Annotated in this window: 16 protein-coding genes and 1 pseudogene; 7 read left to right on the top strand and 10 right to left on the bottom strand. The window is 39.5% G+C overall.

Annotation, left to right across the window (positions count from 1 at the left end; genetic code table 11):
- Positions 1-123 precede the first annotated feature (123 nt).
- Positions 124-1104: a GlxA family transcriptional regulator gene (locus I6E84_RS08865; RefSeq protein WP_194196764.1), complete on the top strand. Its 981-nt coding sequence runs from the start codon at positions 124-126 to the stop codon at positions 1102-1104.
- Between the two features lie 237 nt (positions 1105-1341).
- Here I6E84_RS08865 and I6E84_RS08870 read toward each other — a convergent pair whose 3' ends face one another.
- The 5 genes from I6E84_RS08870 to I6E84_RS08890 all read right to left on the bottom strand — a co-directional run bounded on the left by I6E84_RS08870 (position 1342) and on the right by I6E84_RS08890 (position 7041).
- A complete protein-coding gene (locus I6E84_RS08870; RefSeq protein ID WP_265090860.1) occupies positions 1342-2118 on the bottom strand; it encodes a phosphonatase-like hydrolase in 777 nt (258 codons plus the stop codon).
- Positions 2115-3251, bottom strand: a complete 1137-nt coding sequence (locus I6E84_RS08875) for a TIGR03364 family FAD-dependent oxidoreductase (RefSeq protein ID WP_227681402.1) — start codon at positions 3249-3251, stop codon at positions 2115-2117. Before I6E84_RS08875 ends, I6E84_RS08870 begins: the two co-directional genes overlap by 4 nt.
- 108 nt (positions 3252-3359) lie before the next feature.
- Complete coding sequence (locus tag I6E84_RS08880) at positions 3360-4346, bottom strand: ABC transporter substrate-binding protein (protein ID WP_197217544.1); 987 nt, start codon at positions 4344-4346, stop codon at positions 3360-3362.
- Between the two features lie 77 nt (positions 4347-4423).
- Positions 4424-6106 (bottom strand): iron ABC transporter permease, encoded by a 1683-nt coding sequence (locus tag I6E84_RS08885; RefSeq protein ID WP_197217546.1) that lies wholly within the window; start codon positions 6104-6106, stop codon positions 4424-4426.
- A gap of 56 nt (positions 6107-6162) precedes the next feature.
- On the bottom strand, positions 6163-7041 hold the full coding sequence (locus I6E84_RS08890; protein WP_197217549.1) for an ABC transporter ATP-binding protein: 879 nt from the start codon (positions 7039-7041) through the stop codon (positions 6163-6165).
- Positions 7042-7292: 251 nt separating this feature from the next.
- Between I6E84_RS08890 and I6E84_RS08895 the strand changes: the two genes are divergently transcribed.
- Positions 7293-8168, top strand: coding sequence for a LysR family transcriptional regulator (locus I6E84_RS08895; RefSeq protein WP_197217550.1), 876 nt, complete (start codon positions 7293-7295; stop codon positions 8166-8168).
- A gap of 121 nt (positions 8169-8289) precedes the next feature.
- Positions 8290-8433 (top strand): YgjP-like metallopeptidase domain-containing protein, encoded by a 144-nt coding sequence (locus I6E84_RS14285; RefSeq protein WP_413786948.1) that lies wholly within the window; start codon positions 8290-8292, stop codon positions 8431-8433.
- 1060 nt (positions 8434-9493) lie between these two features.
- Here I6E84_RS14285 and I6E84_RS14115 read toward each other — a convergent pair.
- Together I6E84_RS14115 and I6E84_RS08915 are read right to left on the bottom strand one after the other, a co-directional pair.
- Positions 9494-9664, bottom strand: a pseudogene (locus tag I6E84_RS14115) (IS1595 family transposase); the annotation flags it as partial.
- A 70-nt stretch (positions 9665-9734) separates the two neighbouring features.
- The gene (locus I6E84_RS08915; protein WP_110923720.1) at positions 9735-10166 is read right to left on the bottom strand and encodes an Lrp/AsnC family transcriptional regulator; all 432 of its coding nucleotides are present in this window, start codon (positions 10164-10166) and stop codon (positions 9735-9737) included.
- 168 nt (positions 10167-10334) lie between these two features.
- Here I6E84_RS08915 and I6E84_RS08920 point away from each other — a divergent pair, with 168 nt between their 5' ends.
- The 3 genes from I6E84_RS08920 (at position 10335) to I6E84_RS08930 (ending at position 14130) form a co-directional block, all read left to right on the top strand.
- On the top strand, positions 10335-11435 hold the full coding sequence (locus I6E84_RS08920; RefSeq protein ID WP_197217552.1) for an ornithine cyclodeaminase: 1101 nt from the start codon (positions 10335-10337) through the stop codon (positions 11433-11435).
- A 232-nt stretch (positions 11436-11667) separates the two neighbouring features.
- A complete protein-coding gene (locus tag I6E84_RS08925) occupies positions 11668-12627 on the top strand; it encodes an arginase (protein WP_197217554.1) in 960 nt (319 codons plus the stop codon).
- 99 nt (positions 12628-12726) lie between these two features.
- Positions 12727-14130: a YjiH family protein gene (locus tag I6E84_RS08930; protein ID WP_197217557.1), complete on the top strand. Its 1404-nt coding sequence runs from the start codon at positions 12727-12729 to the stop codon at positions 14128-14130.
- Positions 14131-14383: 253 nt separating this feature from the next.
- Here I6E84_RS08930 and I6E84_RS08935 read toward each other — a convergent pair whose 3' ends face one another.
- The 3 genes from I6E84_RS08935 to I6E84_RS08945 all read right to left on the bottom strand — a co-directional run bounded on the left by I6E84_RS08935 (position 14384) and on the right by I6E84_RS08945 (position 19869).
- A complete protein-coding gene (locus tag I6E84_RS08935) occupies positions 14384-16066 on the bottom strand; it encodes an NAD-dependent malic enzyme (RefSeq protein WP_197101272.1) in 1683 nt (560 codons plus the stop codon).
- A 312-nt stretch (positions 16067-16378) separates the two neighbouring features.
- On the bottom strand, positions 16379-18130 hold the full coding sequence (gene dld, locus I6E84_RS08940) for a D-lactate dehydrogenase (protein ID WP_197101257.1): 1752 nt from the start codon (positions 18128-18130) through the stop codon (positions 16379-16381).
- A gap of 35 nt (positions 18131-18165) precedes the next feature.
- A complete protein-coding gene (locus I6E84_RS08945) occupies positions 18166-19869 on the bottom strand; it encodes an L-lactate permease (RefSeq protein WP_227680886.1) in 1704 nt (567 codons plus the stop codon).
- 352 nt (positions 19870-20221) lie between these two features.
- Between I6E84_RS08945 and I6E84_RS08950 the strand changes: the two genes are divergently transcribed.
- Positions 20222-21127: a LysR family transcriptional regulator gene (locus I6E84_RS08950; RefSeq protein WP_197217559.1), complete on the top strand. Its 906-nt coding sequence runs from the start codon at positions 20222-20224 to the stop codon at positions 21125-21127.
- Positions 21128-21220: the final 93 nt, after the last annotated feature.

Consider the following 21220-nt stretch of genomic DNA (forward strand, 5'->3'; position numbering starts at 1 on the left):
ATAATAGAGGTAAAATTAATAAGGTATTTTTTCATAAGCGACATTTTATGTTTATAATCGGACATATGGACAAACAACTTAACATTAACCAGAATTTGAGGTGTGTTCTGAAGGCGACAAAAGATGACTCAGATAACGAAAAAGATGACAGACAAGCCTAGGCGTATTGGGTTTCTACTGATTAATGGCTTTACCATGCTCGCGTTCAGCAATATCATTGAGCCACTTCGAATGGCAAATTATGTGAGCGAGCAACTCTTATACTCGTGGGTGGTGGCAGGATTCGATGACAATAAAACCAGTAGTAGTAACGGTATTAAGTTAAGTCATACTGCACCACTCGACTACTTATTAACCTGCGACTTGGTATTTGTATGCGGAGGACACCAAACAGATTACTTGGAGTCTAGTAAGCTCATTACCTTAATTCAGCGATTGGCAGTACGGGATATTGCACTTGGCGGTTTGTGTACAGGGGCGCTAGCATTGGCTGCTGCGGGCTTACTTGAGCAGCAAGCAGCCTCATTGCACTGGGAAAACATCAGCGTAGCCCAAGAAAGCTATCCAGGTGTTATTTTTAATGACCAAATATTTACAATAGCACCGCAGCTATACTCTTGTTCAGGTGGAGCTTGCGCATTGGATATGACTTTACATATCATCAATAAGCATCATGGTCATCACATCGTTTCCAAGATACAAGATATGTTTATTATCACCTCTATACGTGAGCCTACTTACGTACAACATATGCCCAAGCCAAAAATACTGAGCAGTAGCTATACCAATGTTATAGATGCTATTGCATTGATGAAAACCAATCTTGAAGAGCCTTTAAGCGTTAAGGATATTGCCCGTCATCTTGGATTATCAAGTAGACAATTACAGCGCATATTTAACAAAAATTTTAGTTGTTCACCGCAACAGTATTACGTGCGATTGCGCCTTGAACACGCCAAATATATTCTTAAACATACTACGCTACCTATTAGCCAAATCGTACTAGCAAGCGGCTTTATCGATAACAGTGCATTCTCTAGCACCTTCAAAAAAAACTATGGCATGACACCAAGCCATTACAGGCAAGAGAATCAGCTGATATAGCTTATTTTGTCTTGACGCATTAACTAGGATGGCTTAACGGTATTCTTTGACTACCCTAAAGACATCAGAAAATCACTTTATGATTATGCTTGATGGCCGTATTAGTAAGCCTTTAATCTAAACAGCAATTACACAGAAACTGCGATGTTTTCTCCAAATTAAAAAAGCCATAAAAGTAATGACTTTTATGGCTCTACTATTCTGTTGTATATTTTGAAGCTTAGACCTAGCTTTAAGCTAAATAAGCTCTTTTAACTCAGTCAGCTTGTCTAAAACCGCATCGGGTGAATATTTCGCTAGCTGCTGCTCATTTTGTGCACCCGATAGCACACCTAAAACCAGCCCACACCCTGCATTCCTACCTTCTTCAATATCGATACCACTATCCCCTGCTTTTAACACCTGCTGTGAGTTATCAACATTGAACTGCTTCATCGCAAGAGTAATCATATCAGGGCCTGGGCGTCCATTATCTACATCATCAGCTGTTACTAGTGCATCTACTTGATCCCCCACAGACCAACCTAAGATAGTCAAAATTTTATTAGCAGTCTTAGCATCATACCCTGTATTTAATACCACTTTGCGACCGCTCGCCTTCAACTGCTCGAACAACTCTGACATGCCTTCAAACTCAGACAAGGTGTCTTTGCTATAAGCAGTTGCAAGATTGACTTTAAATGCTGCAAACGCCGTATCCGTTAACGATTCAATATCAGCATTAGATAAATCTATCATATTCAGAATATCACGGATGGCATTGCGTTTCTCTTTACCTGCACCATATTCTAAACATAACTCAAGACTCACTTGCTTATCTGATTTGCCAGTGCTCTTCAATGCTTCATTGATAGCATTACATACGGTCTTATAAACCAGGTTACTTTCATCTACTGTTGTGCCAGCCATATCAAATACACAGAGCTTAATATCAAAAAATTTGTTTTTAATACTGGTTAAACTATCACCATGTGAGCTGCTGCTTGTTATATTATTATTTACTGTATTCATCATTTTGATTCCAATACCAATTCAATTAACTCTTCGCCAAATGCGAAACCTGTTGATGCCCCTGTACCACTGGTGACTGCACCGACCACCACGCCTTTTTCAGGTGATGTCTGAAATACCACGTCATCTGCACTTGGATATACACCCAACCAGTGCTGAGTAATATCTATCTCACCAATATCCATCACCTGCTTAAATTCATTAATGATTAGATCATCAATTCGAGTGTCCCTAAACGGCAGTTCTCTATCACTATAGTCATGACTATCGCCAATGACGAGTGAGCCATCTTCAGACTGAACCACAATTAGGTGAACACCTGCTTGACGTTCTACACTTTGAATATCGTCAAGTAAGGTTTTTAGTACCGTAGCTTCAGGTAACTGAGCAAATCCATCATAACGGGCAAAGCTTAAATCTGACATGACAGCGGCATTTAATCTAAATGCTTGTTTGGGCATAACTCGCATCATATTTAGTGTGCACATTTTGGCTTTGGTCTTAGCGAGTACTTCTGGATATAAGCCAGTAAAGTCTGCTCCGGGGCAGACCACACAATGCTCAGCGTTAAGGACACCACGGCTGGTATGCACTTTTGGTAATTCCACTGAAGTCACCGTAGTATGGTTGTAAAAATCCACACTCTGCGTCTCTTGTAGCCAATGAGCCAGCTTAGCGATTGCAGTATTAGATTCTACTCTGAGCTCATGCGGGCTATATAACACTCCTTCTCCCTTTTTCAGATAAGGCGCGGCTTCATTAATTTCAGACTGTGTCAGTAGTCGGCACCCCTCACCCATTTCCGTCTTTAAAAAAGCTTGTGCCGCTTCTACCGCTTCAGGTCGCTGCATTAACATATGCAGACCGATATGCTCTATCTGAATACCTGCTTTTGGTGCAATCTCGGCCCAAACATTACGCGAGTGCATGGCGCGTTGCCAATGCTCACCTCGACGCTGACCACTAACGGTCACAAATCCAAAATTACGAATAGAAGCATCTTTGTTCTGAGACTGGCGTTCTATAACTGCAACACTCAGCCCCTTTTTAACGGCGGCGTAGGCGCTTGCCAGCCCAACGATGCCCCCACCTACGACGACGACATCGTATGTTTTATCAGAAAGTATTTTGCTCATTGTCATATCTGCTCTTCCCATACATCTTTATTGATTAGCTCTCTACTTGCTTAACCTATGAACTAATATAGCTAAGCATGAATGAGCATTATTTTGATTGAACTAAAATTACTCACCATGGAAAAAAGCACGGTGCTTATCTAACAGTTCGGCAGTTAATAGCTCTGGATAGGTCTTAGAATTATCAATCTGATTCTCAGCAGCTACTGTCTCGCCGTCATACACAATATTTGGATAAATCTCTAATAAACCTGGGCGAGCTTTAGTAACAATTAATTCAGCCATTTTCATTGCTTTAGGATTTGTTTTCTCTCCTTTATCAATAACAGCAACCGATTCAGTCAATGTGTAATTACCTTCACTGGGATCCACAAAATCAATTGGTAAACCTTTTGCTTTATTAGCGACTGCCTGATGACGTAGTCCGAAACCGATAGGCACCTCACCTGCCATTACCTTTTTAAGAGGACCAGAGCCAGATAGCTCTAAATTAGGTCCTGCATTTTCACGAATAGCATTCATGATTTGTTGACCTTCAGCATCGGTGCCATATTCAGCAGCAATATCCTGTACAAACAACCAACCGGTTGATGAGCCATTTGGATCAACCATAGAAATTTGATTTTTATAAATAGGATTCGCTAAGTCTTTGGCACTGGTAGGTATGGGGAGATTATTGGCTTCCATCTCTTTGGTATTGAGTAAGATGGCACCCGTAAAGCTGAGGATAGGTGCATAGTAATTAGGCGTCGCAATCTGTGGATTTGCCGTAAATGCTAACGCTTTAAACATTGGGTTCTTTGCTTGAGCACTTTGGATATAAAACGAGCTCATTGTCACCATATCAGCTTCAATATTTTTTCCTTCTGCTAATAGTCGTCCACCAAGCTCACCTGTTCCGAATGATTGAAATATGTATTGACCTTCAAAGCCTGCCTCATCAAGCACCTCTTGAATAACCTCGACTGCCTCTTCATCAGCATTACTATAAATAATCACCTCCTCGCCAGCTGTATCGTCCGAGCTTTGCGACCCACAACCTGCTACTAAAACTCCACAAGTCAATCCCGTTACTATCGTTTTGAATAAATTCATTGTTTTCCCTGATTATTTGAGTGATTAAAGGTTAAATTAGTTTTCGTCACATTAAGGCCTAAACTGTTTTGAAATATCTAAGCGACCGTCGTCACTGTGGTTTTTTTCACTTTTATTTTTGTTGTGCCATACATGCTTCTGGTATAAAGATATCGCGCCACTGCGAAGAATATTAATGCCGTGATATTTGTGAGTAGCACCATCAGCGACAAGATAAAGATCTCATCAAAGCGGGCAAAGTGCTGTAGTTCAACAATTTTTGTAGTAAGCACCATCGTCTTTGCACCTGAAATGAATATCACAGCACTGATGCTGACCATCGCACTGATAAAGAAGTACGATGCCACTTCGATAAGTGTAAATATTGAGTTGGGTACAACAATTCGGCGTAAAGACTGTAGCCATGAGTCTCCAAGTAAAGAAGCTGTGGTCTCCCAACCTAAGTTCATTTTTGATAGTGCGTTTTTACTCATGAGATAAGGTGTTGAGAAGTAATGAATGATATTACTAATCACAATAATAAAGATGGTGTTAGATATAGATGAGCCTGAGAAAACCATCAGATAAGCAATACCAATAACCATACCTGGCACTGTATTGGTCACTAAAGCTGAGCTTTCGATCGTCAACTTACCTATCTTGAATAGCCCTGAACGCTCGTATATCAACGCGGCAACATAGGTAATAATGGTGCCAAAAACAGCCGTTAGGGTCGCAACAATAAGTGAATTTTTATACACTCGCATTAGGTTCGAGGACTCAATCACCTTAGTAAATGTGTCTGTACTAAACGCCATCTCGTAAGGCCATGTCTTAATCCATGGAATGATGAATATCACAGCAAATACGAATAACAGCGAAATCAAAATGCCGCTGGACAACACACCCAGAATTCTGTCTTTGACTTTAGAGGTAGGCAAGTCAAAATGCTCTACTGAGTCATACCTGACATTAAATCGAGACACATACCAAAGCAGTAGAATGCTCAAAATAGAGGGGATTAACATAAATAAGGCAACCACAGATCCCTTTTCAAACGAGGGAGATGCACCCAGTATTTGGGTATAAAGCTCAGTGGCGATAACCTTGTACTGACCACCAATAGAGGCTGGAATACCAAAGTCAGTAAAGGCTAAAAAGAAGCATTGAATGATAGCGGCTGCAAACGTACCAATTAAAGGACGAATGACCGTCATATCTATCTGGCGTAAGCGTGAATCGCCCATCAGTTCTGATACGATTACGAACTTCTTATCCAAATACTGAAAGGTATTGTTAAGCAGTAAAAAGGCTATTGGCAAGGTATAGATGGTGTAGCCAAGCCACATACCATAGAAACCATATATGTCTTCAAACAACTGAAAGCCAATTATCTTAGTGAGTAGACCTTGCTTACCAAAGGTGTAAATAATGGCAAATCCATAAGTCACTGTTGGCAATAGCATAGGGAACAGTGATGCAAGCTTAATGGTTTGTTTAAAACCCTTTGGCAAGTTAGTCCAGTGCACCGTATAGGCAAGGATAAATGCCAAAAAGGTGGCACTCATCGCACTAACAATGGCGACAAAAAAACTATTTAACATCACTTGTCTGAAGTCATTACTGCTGATGATATCGACATAGTGGCTTAGACCTAATCCATCAGCCACATTAAATGACAGCATCAACATTTTGCCCAAAGGCACAAACATAAAGACGATGAATAGCGCACCAATGAAAAGCCATGAAGCTTTCATTAGCGGTGAGTTATTAAGTTTCATAATGACCTACGCGCAAAATAAGTAAGTTTTGAGAGACCAGCGTTGGCCTAGTGCGATTAACTTGTGGAAGTGTCTTTAATGGATTTAGCAGCTGTGCGCTGGATTATGGCGTTGATATCTTCAGTAACTGAGCTACCAGTTGGTGTAGGTCTCATTTGAGTGTATTTTTCTAATGGATCAGCTGGCGCATCGTCCGTTTCAAATAGGCTCAAGATATTACGACGTTTGATATTTAGCTGATTTAGGATAAAGCTCTTAACAAAATCATTGGCAGGGTTTTTGATGATTTCTGATGGTTTGGCATATTGAGCTACTTTGCCGTCTGATAACAACAAAATACGATCAGAGAGTGTCATCGCTTCTTCAGGATCATGTGTCACAATCAAAGTGGTTAACTCATAACGCTCTGCAATCTCACGAATACGTGCCTTAATGGTCTCTTTAATAACCCCGTCTAAGGCAGATAAAGGCTCATCTAATAATAAAATTTTAGGCTTCATCACTAAAGTACGTGCTAATGCAACACGCTGCTTTTGCCCACCAGAGAGCTGACTGATTCGCTTGTTCAAATGCGGCTTAATCTCCAAAAGGTCAACCAGCTCATCAACCTCCGCTTGTGTGCTGACGTTAGGTCTATTACGCAGCCCATATTCGATATTCTGCTTTACATTCAAGTTAGGAAACAAAGCGTAGTCTTGGAATACAATATTGAACCCTCTGTGCTTCATAGGTACACGTGTGATGTCTTCATTATCATAGGCAAGTCGACCAGAATTGATATCGGTTAGACCTAAGATGATATGCAGCAACGTGGTTTTCCCGCAGCCAGATGGGCCCAATATCGAAACAATCTCACCCTTATTCACTTTTAAGGAGATATCCTCAAAAATAACTTTTCCATCATACTTCTTAGTCACATTTCTTAGTTCTAACATAATTTAAGCCCAAACTTATATTTTGGTATTAGCAGTGAGTAATAGCTCAAGCAAATACACTTAGGTAAATTGCTCAACGCTTTAATCGTTTACATGTGACTAATATAAGAGATGAGTATGACAGTTTGGTGTCATACATAAGGTTAGCTTATATATTTAATCATTCAGTCTTATTCATCGTGTATAACTTCTCGTACTTCCCAGAGATAGGCCTGACAATCTCTGAAATCGATACGAAAAACGGTAGTCATATGACGAAAAAGCCTTATACTTATAATCAGCTAAACATATTAAATTCTGTGCTTGAGGAAGGTAATTATACGCAGGCAGCTAAACGGTTAGGCGTGTCTCAATCTGCCATTAGCCAAGCACTATCTGCGCTTGAAAACAATCTTGGGTTTAAGCTGTTTATGCAACGTGGCAGGCACCTTGTGCCAACAGATTACTGCTTAGAGCTTGGATCGTTAACGAGTAAAATACGAGCAGTTGAAGATGATCTAGAGCAGCTGATTCAAAGAAGTAAAATCTTTGAAGCGGCTATATTAAAGGTAGCTCTATGCAGCCCCCTACCGGGAACTGAAATTATCAGGCAGTTTAGTAAGCGCTATCCCAAGCTACAGACTGAAATCTATTTTGGTAATTTCTATGAAACGTTCAGTAGAGTCGTTAACGGTCAAGTAGATGTTGGCATTCTTGCAAATGTGCCAAAGGATGACAGGTTACAGTTTAAGAAATGCGCTACCCAAAGGCTTGTTGCCTTATGCTCACCGAACCATCCTTTTGCATCAAGAGAGTCTATAAGCTTAACTGAGCTGGCGTCGGAAACCGTCATATTCCGCACGCACGGCTCTACCACTCAAAAACTTATAAATGAGGCACTAGCAAAAATTAATTTAGAGATAACCCCTACCTATATCGTCAACACTCAAGAAAGTGTTTACGATGCGGTACAGCAAAACTTAGGTGTCGGATTTGCATGGAGCGAAAGCGCAGTAAGAAAGGATGGTTTTGTGAAGATACCCATTGCCGAGTTGCCTTCAGATTATGACGAGGTGGTTTTTTCACTCAAAAATGTAAACAACTTAGTAGTGACTGCTTTGATGAACTCTTTAGATGCTTCTGGTTAGACCGTGTCAAAAGATTATCCTAGTGCTTTCATTGTATACGCATCATATGTTATTGATAACTCTAATTATCAGTTAGTGACCCTTGCTGTCAAATCCGTAGACATTAAATTGAGAGATTTTAATCAATAAATGGTCTGGTCAGATCGATGGGACTGTCTGTGGCTGGCAAGTACAAAAGATGAAAACTAAATGGGGTATCTGCGATATCGAGGAATGGCGAATATTACTTAATCTTGAATTGGCTAAAAATCCCTTCCTTGTTTAGAGTATATTATCGTGCATGAGTTATTACACTTTAAAGAACGATAGCACAACGATAGGTTTAAAGCTTTATTAGATACACATATCTGACTGGAGATCAAGATGTGACTTACTTGATCGGTTGCCTGTAGGTCAAAATGGCTGGCAACAGCGAGAGTAGTATCTTATTGTCTGATCCGATATATAGATTCGCTACTTTTAAGCTAGATAAGTGATGTCCTTATATGAATGAAAATGTTTATGGCTCTTTAGTAATATTCAAAATTCGTACTTTCTTTCACTAAGTTTAACGCTATAGAAAAATCACTTCATAGGCTGGCTTGAGATTTGTCAGATGCCAACCACCTCATTAGTGCGGTTATAAGAATATCAATATCATAAATTCATATACGATATGACTGATTTTTATAGAAGTAAAAAAGGTTGCCAAAACTATATTGTGCATAGTGTTAGCAACTTTTCTTTAATTGGTATTTTGCTTAGATGATGTGCTTAATATTGGGGTTTGAAAATAGAGCTACTGCTATTCGTGAATTGAATATTCAAACCTTTCCTGCGGAAGTTGATAAGTCGATCTGACCCCTGCCAAAATCCGTAAAAATACTTGAGGGACTTTAATTCGCAAGTCTAACTACATGTGGACTTTTTTCATACATTGAACGGAAGATATATCCTTTATTGCTAATCACTTAAAAGTTTTATTTGTAGACCCTTACTTTTCAAAAAGTTCTGATACTATTCATTTTGATACTATTTTGATACTCTGAATTTATTGATAGATATATCTACTTGTTGACAGATATGTTTATATTACAACCTAAACCCTTATATCAACTGACTTACAACCGAAAATTACAACTATTTATCGCTATATATTGTGTATTGTTGTTGTAAAAACAAGGACTCATAATCCTTTGGTCGTAGGTTCAAGTCCTACTGGGCCCACCAAATTCAAACCCTTACAGTCATTGACTTGTGAGGGTTTTTTATTGTCTAAAATTTAGAAAAATACAATATACAGTTAGTTAAATATAAAATAGATACAGTCCACGTCAAATAAAAATTTATCTAGGGGCTATCCTAGATAAATTATTCAGTTCCTTTTTAACCCATCGTTTTGGCTGATGTAATTGACGTTTTGGATTACTGTCGTTAAAACGCCATTCACATTCCTTTAAAAATAGATAGAAATGCTCTTTTAGCATGCCATTATATTTACGCATATGTCTCTGGCTTGGCCTCTTCGACAGTGCTGAACGTATTTTTCTAAATAGTGCTGAATATATTTTTCTGAATATAATTACCTTACAAACTCGAAAGCAAAACACTTGTTTCGCTATTAAGAATGCCATCAATTTCTCTTACTTGACGCAGTACTTCATCAAATTCTCTTAAGCTCGTCGTGTGTATCTCTCCAACCAAATCCCATGCTCCATTGGTCGTATGTAGCTTAATCAGTTGCGGTATACCTCGTAACTTCCTAATCACTTGTGACGTAGATTTTCCGGTCACTTCAATCATCATCATCGCTTTGACGGTTTCTTTATCTAGTGCTTCATGCACTCGAATCGTAAATCCTAAAATAGCGCCGTTATGCATCAGTCTGTCCAATCTGTTTTGGACAGTGGCACGAGAAACTTTGAGTTTTTTAGCAAGGTTTGAGATGGTTGCTCGACCATCTTGTCGCAGTTCAGATATCAGTTCGCTATCTAAAGAGTCATAAGTGTAATACGCCATAAAAATGCTTCCTTCATTGAATTTTGACATTATGCTAAGTAGCACTTAACAATATGTCAAAAATACGTCCATATTTAGTAAGTTATTGACATTTTAACTGACAATTATAATTGGTAGCATATTAATTGTCGGTTCAACAAACAATATTCATGAAAAGGAACAGCATTAATGTCTAAATTTATCGTATCACCCAAGGAAGGCGTGCCATTCGTTAGTGTACAAGCGATGGCTAAAATGATTCATGACTATGGCGTTGAGCAATGCATTACAGATCTAGTGGATGCTTTAGAGCAAGATTATCTGCGTTGGGATCAATTTGAAAAATCTTCTCGCTTTGCTTCGCATTCAAAAGACGGTGTCATCGAGTTGATGCCAGTCAGCGATGGAGAGATGTTTGCTTGCAAATATGTCAATGGTCATCCGATTAATACCACACGAAATCTACAGACCGTAGCGGCGATGGGTATCTTGTCTGATGTCGAAAATGGCTATCCTATTTTACTGACAGAGATGTGTATCCTGACGGCATTACGTACGGCTGCCACATCAGCTATGTTGGCCAAACATTGTGCGCCAAAAGACGTTACAAAACTGGCGCTAATAGGAAACGGTGCTCAGTCTGAGTTTCAAGCCTTGGGTATGAAAGCCATCATGGGTATCTCAGAAGTTCGTTTGTATGATATTGATCCAGCGGCATCACAGAAAACGGCTGATAATCTTGCAGACTCAGGTTTGAAAATCATTGTTTGTCGCACGTTAGAAGAAGCTGTTTTAGGTGCAGAGATCATTACCACCTGTACGGCTGACAAAACCAATGCCACTATTTTACGGGACGATATAATCACAAAAGGTGTTTATATCAATGCGATAGGCGGTGATTGTCCTGGTAAAACAGAACTGGATAGCAATATATTGATGCGAGCAGATCATGTGATTGTAGAGTTTGAGCCTCAGACACGCGTTGAGGGAGAGATTCAAAATCTATCAAGCGACTTCCCTGTTACTGAGTTTCATCGCATCCTGAAAGGTGAAGTGCAGGCTCGAACCTCAGCGGATGATCTCATCGTATTTGATGGCGTTGGTTTTGCCTCAGAAGACTTTACGGCATTGGTCTTTTTACGCGACTTGATCAAAAAGCAGGGCGGGTATGAGATTTTAGATCTGATACCTCAGCAAGCTGACCCTAAAAACTTATATTCGGTAGTGAAAGACCATAGCAAAGATCATAGCCTAGTGACTAATGAAGCTGAATCTGTGGCTATGTCGTAAGTGATTAATGCAACAGTAATTAATACTACAAAACGATAAGTATCTCTTATTTTGTGTAGTGTTTAAAACTAACATTATTTTTTAAGTTTTTTCTATATTTAGTATGGCTCTTGAACAGTTATAGATATGTTTGTTTTTTAAATGTACCTGCTAATTTTCAAGAGCTTTCATATATAAAAATGAATTTAATTTAAATGATGTAAAAATTATTTTATTTAATAGAGACAAAATAATGACTGATGTAATGAAAAATATAAGAATAGTAGAAGTTTATTCAGATATTGCAGGCTATAAAAAAGGCGCTTCTCTAGGCATTGATGCATTAAAAGCGTCATCAAAAGAACTCAATGCAGATTATTTTGAAAAATTGCAATTCGACAGTATTGAGGATGATAGTAATAATGAAGGGGAATCACAATTTGCGCATGCAAAGTATGCTGATGTGATTGAACCGATTATCTCTAAGTTAGCACATAAAATAAAAGATATAAGAAATGAGAATAAATTCCCCATTGTCTTAGCTGGAGATCATTCTAGCTGCGCAGGAACGATGCACGGCCTAAAAATGGCGCATCCTGATGCTGAAATTGGTGTGGTCTATATAGACGCACACGCTGACTTTCATTCGCCCTATACCAGTGGATCAGGAAACATGCATGGCATGCCTTTGGCTATGGCGTGTGCCATTGACAATCTAGAATGCCAGCGCAATGAGCTTTCTGAAAAAGAAAAAGAGTATTGGGAAAAATTAAAATTCATGGCATCTGATGAACCCTCAATCAAGCCAGAAAACGTGGTCTTTTGTGCCGTTAGAGACTATCAAGAAGAAGAAATGGATTTAATTAGAAGACATAAAATCCCTTTATATAGTGTTGCTGAGATAACTCAAAAAGGCATCAGTTCTACAGTAGAGGAAATCTTTAAGAAGCTAGAATATTGTGATCACATTTATGTCTCATTTGATGTTGATAGCGTTGACCCTTTATATGTGCCAGGAACCGGTACGCCTGCAATGAATGGTCTGTCATACGAACAAGCAATGCAACTTAACATAGAGCTAATCAAAAATAAGAAAGTATGCTGTTGGGAAATGGCAGAAATCAATCCTTTGTATAACAATTCAAAAGATGACTCAAACAGAATATTTAAAATTTTAGAAAAAGTGACGCAGTCCCTTTTAAAGAATTACTAATATTAAATATTTAAAATGAGTTAAAACATCTAGCCTAAATGTATTTATTGCAAATATTTATTTAGGTTAGTTAAAAAATGGACTGCGAGTAACAATAATATGGACATTATTAAATCTAGTTCTTCAAGTCAAGATGTTAGCAGTATCAGTACCAGACAGTTTTTAAAATTCTTTATACCCTCTATAATAGGTCTGTTACTTTTCGTATTTCCAATCCCCTATGTAGATGGTAAGTTTGTATCATATGCAGAAGGATTTACCATTCCTATCTCTGTGTTAAAGGATTATATACAGGGTTATATGGGTGATGTTTTACCATTGCTTGTTGTAATCTCCATTATGATTACACTGTGTTGCACGCTATATACTAAAATCATGAAGCCTTCATTGATTCTAAATAATGCATTTTTAAACAACTTACTGAACGTGACAACACCTTGGCTTATCATTAGAATGCTTGGTGCGTTTTTTGTTGTCGTTACCTATTTTAAATTTGGGTTTGAGGCAATATATTCAGATAGTATCGGTGGATTGATATTATATGAGTTAATGCCAATACTTTTTATCGTGTTTTTCTTAGCTGGATTATTGCTACCACTACTACTTGATTTTGGCTTATTAGAGTTCTTTGGTGTTTTATTAAGTAAAGTAATGAGACCTTTATTTGGTTTGCCCGGTAGGTCCTCTGTAGATTGTCTGACATCATGGTTGGGTGATGGCACTATTGGCGTGTTATTAACTGATAAACAATTGGAAGGCGGATTTTATACCAAAAAAGAAGCAGCCGTTATTGCTACCAGCTTTTCAGCAGTTTCGATTACATTCTGTTTGGTTGTCATCTCTCAAGTTAAACTAGAAAGCTATTTTCTTAATATGATTGGGGTGGTTGCTTTATGCGGGATTGTTTGTGCGTTAATCGTACCAAGACTATTACCTTTATCTAGAATTGAAGATACGTATGTAGTAGAAAATAGTGATAGAGATCATGAAACCATCCCTGAAGGAAAAACGTTATTTACCCACAGCTTACATAAAGCGGTTCACAAAGCAGAAAAGAGTCCAAGCTTTTCTACTTTCTTAAATGATGGATTAAAGAATATTTTAGATATGTGGATCGGAATATTACCCGTCGTTATGGCAATCGGGACGATGGGCTTAATCGTTGCAGAAGAAACCCCTGTATTTGATTATTTAGGTATGCCGTTTATTCCATTCTTAGAATTATTGAATATACCTTTTGCAGCAGAGATGTCAAAAACCATTATGGTGGGTTTTGCCGATATGTTTTTACCTGCTATTATCGGTTCTTCAATAGAATCAGAGTTAACACGGTTTGTCATCGCTTGCTTGTCAGTCTCTCAATTGATCTATATGTCGGAAGTGGGTGGATTGATTCTAGGCACAAAAATTCCAGTGAGCTTTTTTCAGTTATTGATAATCTTTCTATTAAGAACCATTATCTCATTACCGATTATTGCGTTATGTGCTCATATGATTTTCTAATAATATTAAATTGCAATTTTTGCTTTGCAAGAGGGTTTTCTGAAAGCCAGACTCACCAATCCTGAAAAAACCAGCAAAAAAAACCACCTGTTAAGGTGGTTTTTTGCTATTAACATCAGGCTACTGACAAGAATTGTTTTGCAAAGCCAGCTACCTTCTCCAGCATAATAGGCTCATCAACTCCCTTTTTTATTCAGTATTGTACTTAGATAATTTGCCCAATATTAAGGTTTTTTATATCTAATTTATAAAACTAGAAAGAAGTACGACGATAGTTACGGTATTCAGGTAACCAAAAATTCGCTTTTAACCGGCGTTGTAAGTTCTCCGATGTGATAGGTAGTGCCAACTTATCTTGAGCCGCTTGCAATGCCACTGCATAAGCTATTTTTTCACTGATCTCTCTGATAACTCTAATGGGTGGTAATATGGCACCAGGTGCTTTTTCATATTCCATTGATATATCTGCAAGGGCTTGGCTTGCCGCCGTTAGCATATTATCGCTGATACCCGTCGCACGTGCTGCTAAAACACCCAGACCAATACCGGGGAAAATATAGCTGTTATTACACTGAGAAACCTCAAAAGACTGACCGTTATAAGTAGTATGAGGAAAAGGACTACCTGTCGCAACAATTGCCTTACCTTTACTCCAATTCATGACTTCTTGCGGCGTCGCTTCAACGCGAGAAGTTGGATTTGAAAGTGGTAGTACAATTGGGTGTTCAGTATTAGCACATAGCGATTCGATCACCTCTTGGGTGAACAGACCTTTTTGTCCGCTAACACCAAATAATACGGTAATTTTTGCTTGTTTAACCACTTGTGCTAAGCCGAGTTTCTTACTTTTATCCCAGCTTGCAACAGCTGATTCTTTTTGTACTAACGGTTCTTGGAATTTTTGTAGCTCTGTCATACCATCTGTCAATAAACCATAGCGATCAACCATGAATACTTGACTACGAGCTTGCTCTTCAGTCAACCCTTCGCGCTGCATTTGGCGAATAATATGCTCAGCAATACCACAACCAGCAGATCCTGCGCCTAAAAATGCGATATTCTGTTGGCTAAGTTTTTGACCTTTATTTAGACACGCTGCAATCAAAGTACCAACCGATACCGCAGCAGTCCCTTGAATATCATCATTAAAGCAGCATAGCTGATCACGATATTTATTCAATAACGGGGTCGCGTTTTCCTGAGCAAAATCTTCAAATTGCAATAACACTTCTGGCCAACGGCGCTTAACGGCTTGAATAAATAAGTCCACAAATTCATTATATTCATCGCCAGAGATGCGCGGATTTCTCCAGCCCATATACATAGGATCGTCAAGCAACTGTTGGTTATTGGTACCGACATCCAGCAAAATAGGTAGACAGTAAGCTGGGCTAATACCACCACAAGCCGTGTATAAAGACAACTTACCGATTGGAATTCCCATGCCCCCAATACCTTGATCCCCTAGGCCCAATATACGTTCACCGTCAGTAACAACGATCACTTTGACATTTTGTTTGGTGGCATTTTGTAGCATATCGTCGATTTTGTGACGCTCAGGATATGAGATAAACAAACCCCGTTTACGACGATAAATTTGCGAGAATTTTTCACACGCCTGACCAACGGTTGGGGTATAAATGAGCGGCATGACTTCCTCGATATGCTGCTCAATGAGATGATGAAATAAGGTTTCATTGGTATCTTGTATATTACGCAAGTAAATATGCTTATCCATAGCGTCAGTGAATGAGCTCAGTTGATGATAAGCACGTAATGATTGCTCCTCAATCGTTTCAATATTATGAGGTAATAATCCCGTTAAATTAAAGCTACTACGTTCTTCTGATGAAAAAGCACTACCTTTATTCAGTAAAGGAGTTTCTAAAAGAGCGGGGCCAGCAACGGGAATATATAAAGGACGCTTGTTTGACATAATGTAATCTTCTTATTAAAGGCATATGAGTGAAAGCCATACTGAGTGAAAGCTATGCTAGTGCTGCATTATACATAGCATCGACTGGTATTTAACAATAGATAACAAAATCATTTTGAATAAGTGTGGCTCTAAGCTTGATAACACTGATACATTTACCGAGAAATAATAAAAAAGCACTACCCATCGGCAGTGCTTCCTAGTGCGTATTGAACATTTATAATAGACAAACACTGAACTATTTAGCCACTTAGTGGCTTAACTACTTAACCACTCATAAATAATCAGGCCAATACCAGTTCTAGGTGTCGCTTATAAACAACACGAGCAGTTACGTTTGGTTTTCGACATTTTGCCAATACCCGGATTAAAGGTATTGGTTGGGTCTAGACTTTTATAGAAGTTTTGCAAATCAGGTTCTGCTTCGTATAGATGCCCTACATTATGCTCAGCAGGATATTTTGCCCCGCGGGCGCTCAATAGCGCTAACATCATCTTTTTAACAAGGTGTGCATCACTGCCCTTCTTCAAAATATAGTCTTGATGAAACACATAACAAAAGAAGTGCCCGTAATACAGCTTCATCTCTAAGTGCTTTTCAATTTCTTCAGGTAGGGTTTCAAGCCATTCTAATTCGTTACGTGGTATGGCAATATCCAATGCCAATATATCGCCGACTTCTTTTTCATGCATGACTTCATAGCGTAATGCGGCACCAGCTGCGGCAAAACGATTTAAAAGCGCGCTTTCTGACTCTTCCTGACTACATTCAAAATAGTTACCTGTGTCTGACGCAGCAAAGAACGTCTTCAGAAAGTCTTGAGCCTCTGCTATACCCTCATCACTCATTTTTATGATGAGATGATGTTCATATTGATCGCGATACTCAATCATGCGCTTCGGTAGATGCTTTGGAAATATATTGGCGATGAACTGCATGACTTTGTCAGTAAAATGCTTTGGCATCCATGACCATTTATGGAACTTTGCATCCATAGCGCCTTTGATAGAAAACAATCTAGGTAAGGCATTTGTACCGAGATGCTTAATACTCAGGAATGTGTCCTTGCCATACTTAGCAGATACATCAAATATATCACGGTGCATATACTCACCAACTTCAGGAATATTTTTGAAGTTTGATAGTATCTGCCGTCGCAACTGTGCAAGCTCACCCACACTGTTGGTGCCTATATAAAAGGTTTTCTCTTTTGCCGCTATTGGATAAGTGTCAAGACGTACTGCAAACACGGCAAGCTTGCCAGCGCAGCCACTGGCTTCATACAGTCTTCGCTTATCCGCATTAAAGCGGCTTGGTGTGCTTGCATCAACATCTTTTACTCTAGCGATGTACTCTTTGTCTGATGCTAGCTTGCCAGTGTCAGGCAGTTCTCTTTTATCAAAATTACCTGTTTGTAAATTAGTGAGTATTTCTTCCGGAGTGTCGCCCAATTCTACGTCTAGATGATTGACTAGCACCAGTTGACCGTGTTGGTTTATTTGGGCAAACAGTGCAAGCTCGGTATAGGCAGGGCCTCTTTTAACCAGCGCGCCGCCGGAGTTGTTAGAAATACCACCAATAATAGACGCACCTAATGTCGAGGACCCGATGACGGAGTGAGGCGCCCTATTTACGGTATTAAGCTCACTTTGCAACTGATGTAATGTCGCCCCAGGCAAGCTAATCACTTGCTCATTGTCATTCACCAAATACAACTGGTTCATTGCAAGCGTGTTAATCACAACAACTGGTCTATCGTAGTCATTACCGCTCGGGGTTGAACCTTCAGTCAGTCCTGTTTTTGCCGCTTGCATGATAATGATGCAGTCGCCTTCTACACACACTTCTAAGCTGCGCCAAATCTCCAGCAGTGTTTGCGGAAACAAAACAGCCAAAGCATTGCCGCCACCAGAGCGCCACCCCATTCTATAGTGCTCGTTTTTCTCTGGATCAGCCTGTACATTACTGGCTCCCAGTAAATGCGTTAGCTTCTCTAACACTAGATCAGGACGGAGTGTGTCCGGATACGTTATGTTTGATGAGAAAAGGTTTGATGAAGCCATATAATGCTCCTTAACTTGTGATTGTGTGTCACTCATTATGCTAAAGGCCCTTGAAAACCAAAGAGGTAAATGGCAGCCATGACGATGATGCCACAGAACAGCACATAATAGAGGGTAGGTAAAATAGTACGCCTAAGTGTGGCACCCTCCATACCGAGTAGACCCACCGTTGCTGATGCAGCCACCACGTTATGTATGGCAATCATATTACCAGCTGCAGCACCAACTGCTTGAGCTGCGATGACTAAAGAAGGTGAAATATGTAAACTCATGGCGGCTTCAAATTGAAACTGACTGAACATCATGTTAGATACGGTGTTAGAGCCGGCGATAAAGGCACCTAATGCCCCAATGGTTGCACTAATCAATGGAAAAGCACTGCCAAAAGTACCCGCAAATAACTCTGCACTGGCGACTGGCATACTTGACACATCTGATAAGTTTATGCCTGAATTGATAAAAATCCTAACCATTGGAATCGTAAAAATAAGGACGAATCCAGCCCCTAATACAGTCTTTCCCGACTCTTTGAATGCACTGTTTAGTGCACTGCCTGATTTTTTGGTTTGAAAAGCGGCGGCAACCAAGGCACTGATTAATAATAGTCCACCTGGTAAGTATAAAGGACTAAAGCTGGCACTGATATCTGCCTCGCCTAATAAGGAGGCAAAGTCTAACGTCGCACCATTGAGAAAAGATTTAAACCCCTCAAACACTCTTGAACAAACCAGTAAAAGGGCAACCAGCAAATAAGGGAACCATGCCATGACAGTAGACATGTTTTTGCCATCTAAATTCGGCGTCAAATCATCCTTGCTGACTACTAACTTGCCCATCCATTCGCTTGGCCAGTTCTTTTGCGGCTCAAAATCCCATGTGGTTTTTGGCACTAAAAATCCACGTTTTGCCGCGTTAACCACAATGGCGACACTGACCAAACCACCGACCAATGACGGAAACTCTGGCCCTAAAAAGACACCTGTTAGGGTATAAGGAATCGTAAATGCCAAGCCTGCGAATATAGCAAATGGCCAAATCGCAAAGCCTTCTTTCCAGCTTTTGTTTTTACCAAAGAAGCGAGTAAGCATCATCACCATGATAAGTGGCATGAACGTACCAATGACACCATGAATAATAGCCACTTGACTGGTAATCAGTTGTAAAAAGTCAGCCCACTCTAGTCCTTCTTGTGCCAGTTGAGCGCTAATGGCCGCTGTATCTAATCCTTTATTTACCCCAATAACAATAGGTGTACCGACCGCACCAAATGATACAGGCGTACTTTGTATCATCATTCCCATTAAAACTGCGCCCAGTGCTGGAAATCCTATCGCTACCAGTAAAGGTGCGGCAATAGCTGCAGGAGTACCGAAACCAGCGGCACCCTCAAGAAATGTCCCAAAGCACCAGGCAATAATAATGGCTTGAACACGTCTATCTGGCGATACATTGGTAAACCCAGCACGGATAACGGCGATGGCACCAGTGTGTTTTAACGTATTCAGTAAGAAAATAGCACCAAAGACGATCCACAATACTGAGACGGTAATGACCATTCCTTGAATGATCGATGAGGACACGCGATTAAGCGTCATATCCCAGATGAAAAGCGCTAGCCCAGCAGTAACGGCTAAAATAATTGGCATGGTTTTTTTGGCTGACCACTGTAAGCCAATAAGCAAAATACCACAGAGAACAATTGGCAATAGTGCCAGGAGTCCATATATTGTCTGATTCAAAATCATATCCTTTTGATTGTGTGACCTTCCTTGAGTAAAGCCATGTCAGTATTTATTTTTATGGCTTAATTTTTCATAAATTAATTTTTATGACTCGTTTTTCATAACTTAGTGCCGACTGAGGTATTGAACATTCATAAATAGGCACTGCTAATCACAGTTAATTTGTCAAAGCTATTTTTGAAAAAAGCCGAAGACAACTTTAGTCAGTGCATGATTAAATGGTCAAATGCTCAAAACGCCCTAAAATATTCTACGCCTTGTCAATACATTGATATATTGCATCAAAGGACAATATTATTTTCTTTTTTTGCTATAATCTAAGACGCATTAAAGCAATTGGAGAACAAGTATGGCCAAAGCTGACGATATGGTTTTATTCGTTCAAGTGGTTGATGAAGGTTCATTTTCTAGGGTCGCTGAAAAACTGTCATTGACGAATTCAGTCGTAAGCAAACGCATTGCAAGATTAGAAGAAAACTTAAACGCACAGCTACTTTATAGAACCACCCGAAAGTTGAGCTTAACTGATGCAGGAAAGACCCTTTATAACAAAGCGAAAATTGCTAAATTTGCCTTTCAAGAAGCCGAAAATGCGGTAACGGGTTACGGTGAAGATATGAAGGGCAACATACGTATCACCATGCCAGTGGTCTCTGCCAATCTAGTATTGAGCGAATCGATTGCTGAATTTTGCAAACAACACCCTGAAATATCGGTAGATTTACAAATTACCAATCGATTGGTTGATTTGATAGAAGAAGGGTTTGATCTGGCCATAAGAACCGCAGAACTTGAAGACTCATCTCTCATTGCGAGGCGCCTTATAGATAGCCAGTGGGTAATATGTGCGACACCGGACTATTTGGAGCAACATGGTACGCCTCAGACACCTGAACAATTACAGGATCATAAATGCTTGGTCTATAAGTTTGATAATGCGGCTAACGATATATGGCCACTATATATAGATGGCACAGAGCAATTGCTTCCTATAGAAGGCCGGTTTTATAGCAACCATCTTGATGCGATTAAACAAGCGACGCTTAGCGATTTAGGTATCGCTTTTTTACCACAAGCACTTGTTTATAAGGAACTGCAGCAAAATACGCTCACACAGATTTTGCAACGCTTTACACGAAAAAGAATGGGAATGTATGCGGTTTATCCTAAGGCAAAACAACCGGATCAAAAATTGAAACTGCTTGTTGAACATCTGCGAGAGTCACTCCATCAAAAACAGGCTTATTACTGCTAAGTAATAAGCTTGTTTTTCATGTGTATAAGCAACGATATACAGTATGGCGGCGTCTGTATTAAAATCCTCCATAATAGTAGTATCTTTTGTCTC

The organism is Psychrobacter sp. SCQQ22 (assembly GCF_015864605.1).
GTDB classification, from domain to species: domain Bacteria; phylum Pseudomonadota; class Gammaproteobacteria; order Pseudomonadales; family Moraxellaceae; genus Psychrobacter; species Psychrobacter fozii.

Coding starts and splice junctions, on each gene's coding strand:
- I6E84_RS08865 (WP_194196764.1), top strand. CDS start 124: ATGACTCAGATAACGAAAAAGATGACAGACAAGCCTAGGCGTATTGGG.
- I6E84_RS08870 (WP_265090860.1), bottom strand. CDS start 2,118: ATGATGAATACAGTAAATAATAATATAACAAGCAGCAGCTCACATGGT.
- I6E84_RS08875 (WP_227681402.1), bottom strand. CDS start 3,251: ATGAGCAAAATACTTTCTGATAAAACATACGATGTCGTCGTCGTAGGT.
- I6E84_RS08880 (WP_197217544.1), bottom strand. CDS start 4,346: ATGAATTTATTCAAAACGATAGTAACGGGATTGACTTGTGGAGTTTTA.
- I6E84_RS08885 (WP_197217546.1), bottom strand. CDS start 6,106: ATGAAACTTAATAACTCACCGCTAATGAAAGCTTCATGGCTTTTCATT.
- I6E84_RS08890 (WP_197217549.1), bottom strand. CDS start 7,041: ATGTTAGAACTAAGAAATGTGACTAAGAAGTATGATGGAAAAGTTATT.
- I6E84_RS08895 (WP_197217550.1), top strand. CDS start 7,293: ATGACGAAAAAGCCTTATACTTATAATCAGCTAAACATATTAAATTCT.
- I6E84_RS08915 (WP_110923720.1), bottom strand. CDS start 10,166: ATGGCGTATTACACTTATGACTCTTTAGATAGCGAACTGATATCTGAA.
- I6E84_RS08920 (WP_197217552.1), top strand. CDS start 10,335: ATGTCTAAATTTATCGTATCACCCAAGGAAGGCGTGCCATTCGTTAGT.
- I6E84_RS08925 (WP_197217554.1), top strand. CDS start 11,668: ATGACTGATGTAATGAAAAATATAAGAATAGTAGAAGTTTATTCAGAT.
- I6E84_RS08930 (WP_197217557.1), top strand. CDS start 12,727: ATGGACATTATTAAATCTAGTTCTTCAAGTCAAGATGTTAGCAGTATC.
- I6E84_RS08935 (WP_197101272.1), bottom strand. CDS start 16,066: ATGTCAAACAAGCGTCCTTTATATATTCCCGTTGCTGGCCCCGCTCTT.
- dld (WP_197101257.1), bottom strand. CDS start 18,130: ATGGCTTCATCAAACCTTTTCTCATCAAACATAACGTATCCGGACACA.
- I6E84_RS08950 (WP_197217559.1), top strand. CDS start 20,222: ATGGCCAAAGCTGACGATATGGTTTTATTCGTTCAAGTGGTTGATGAA.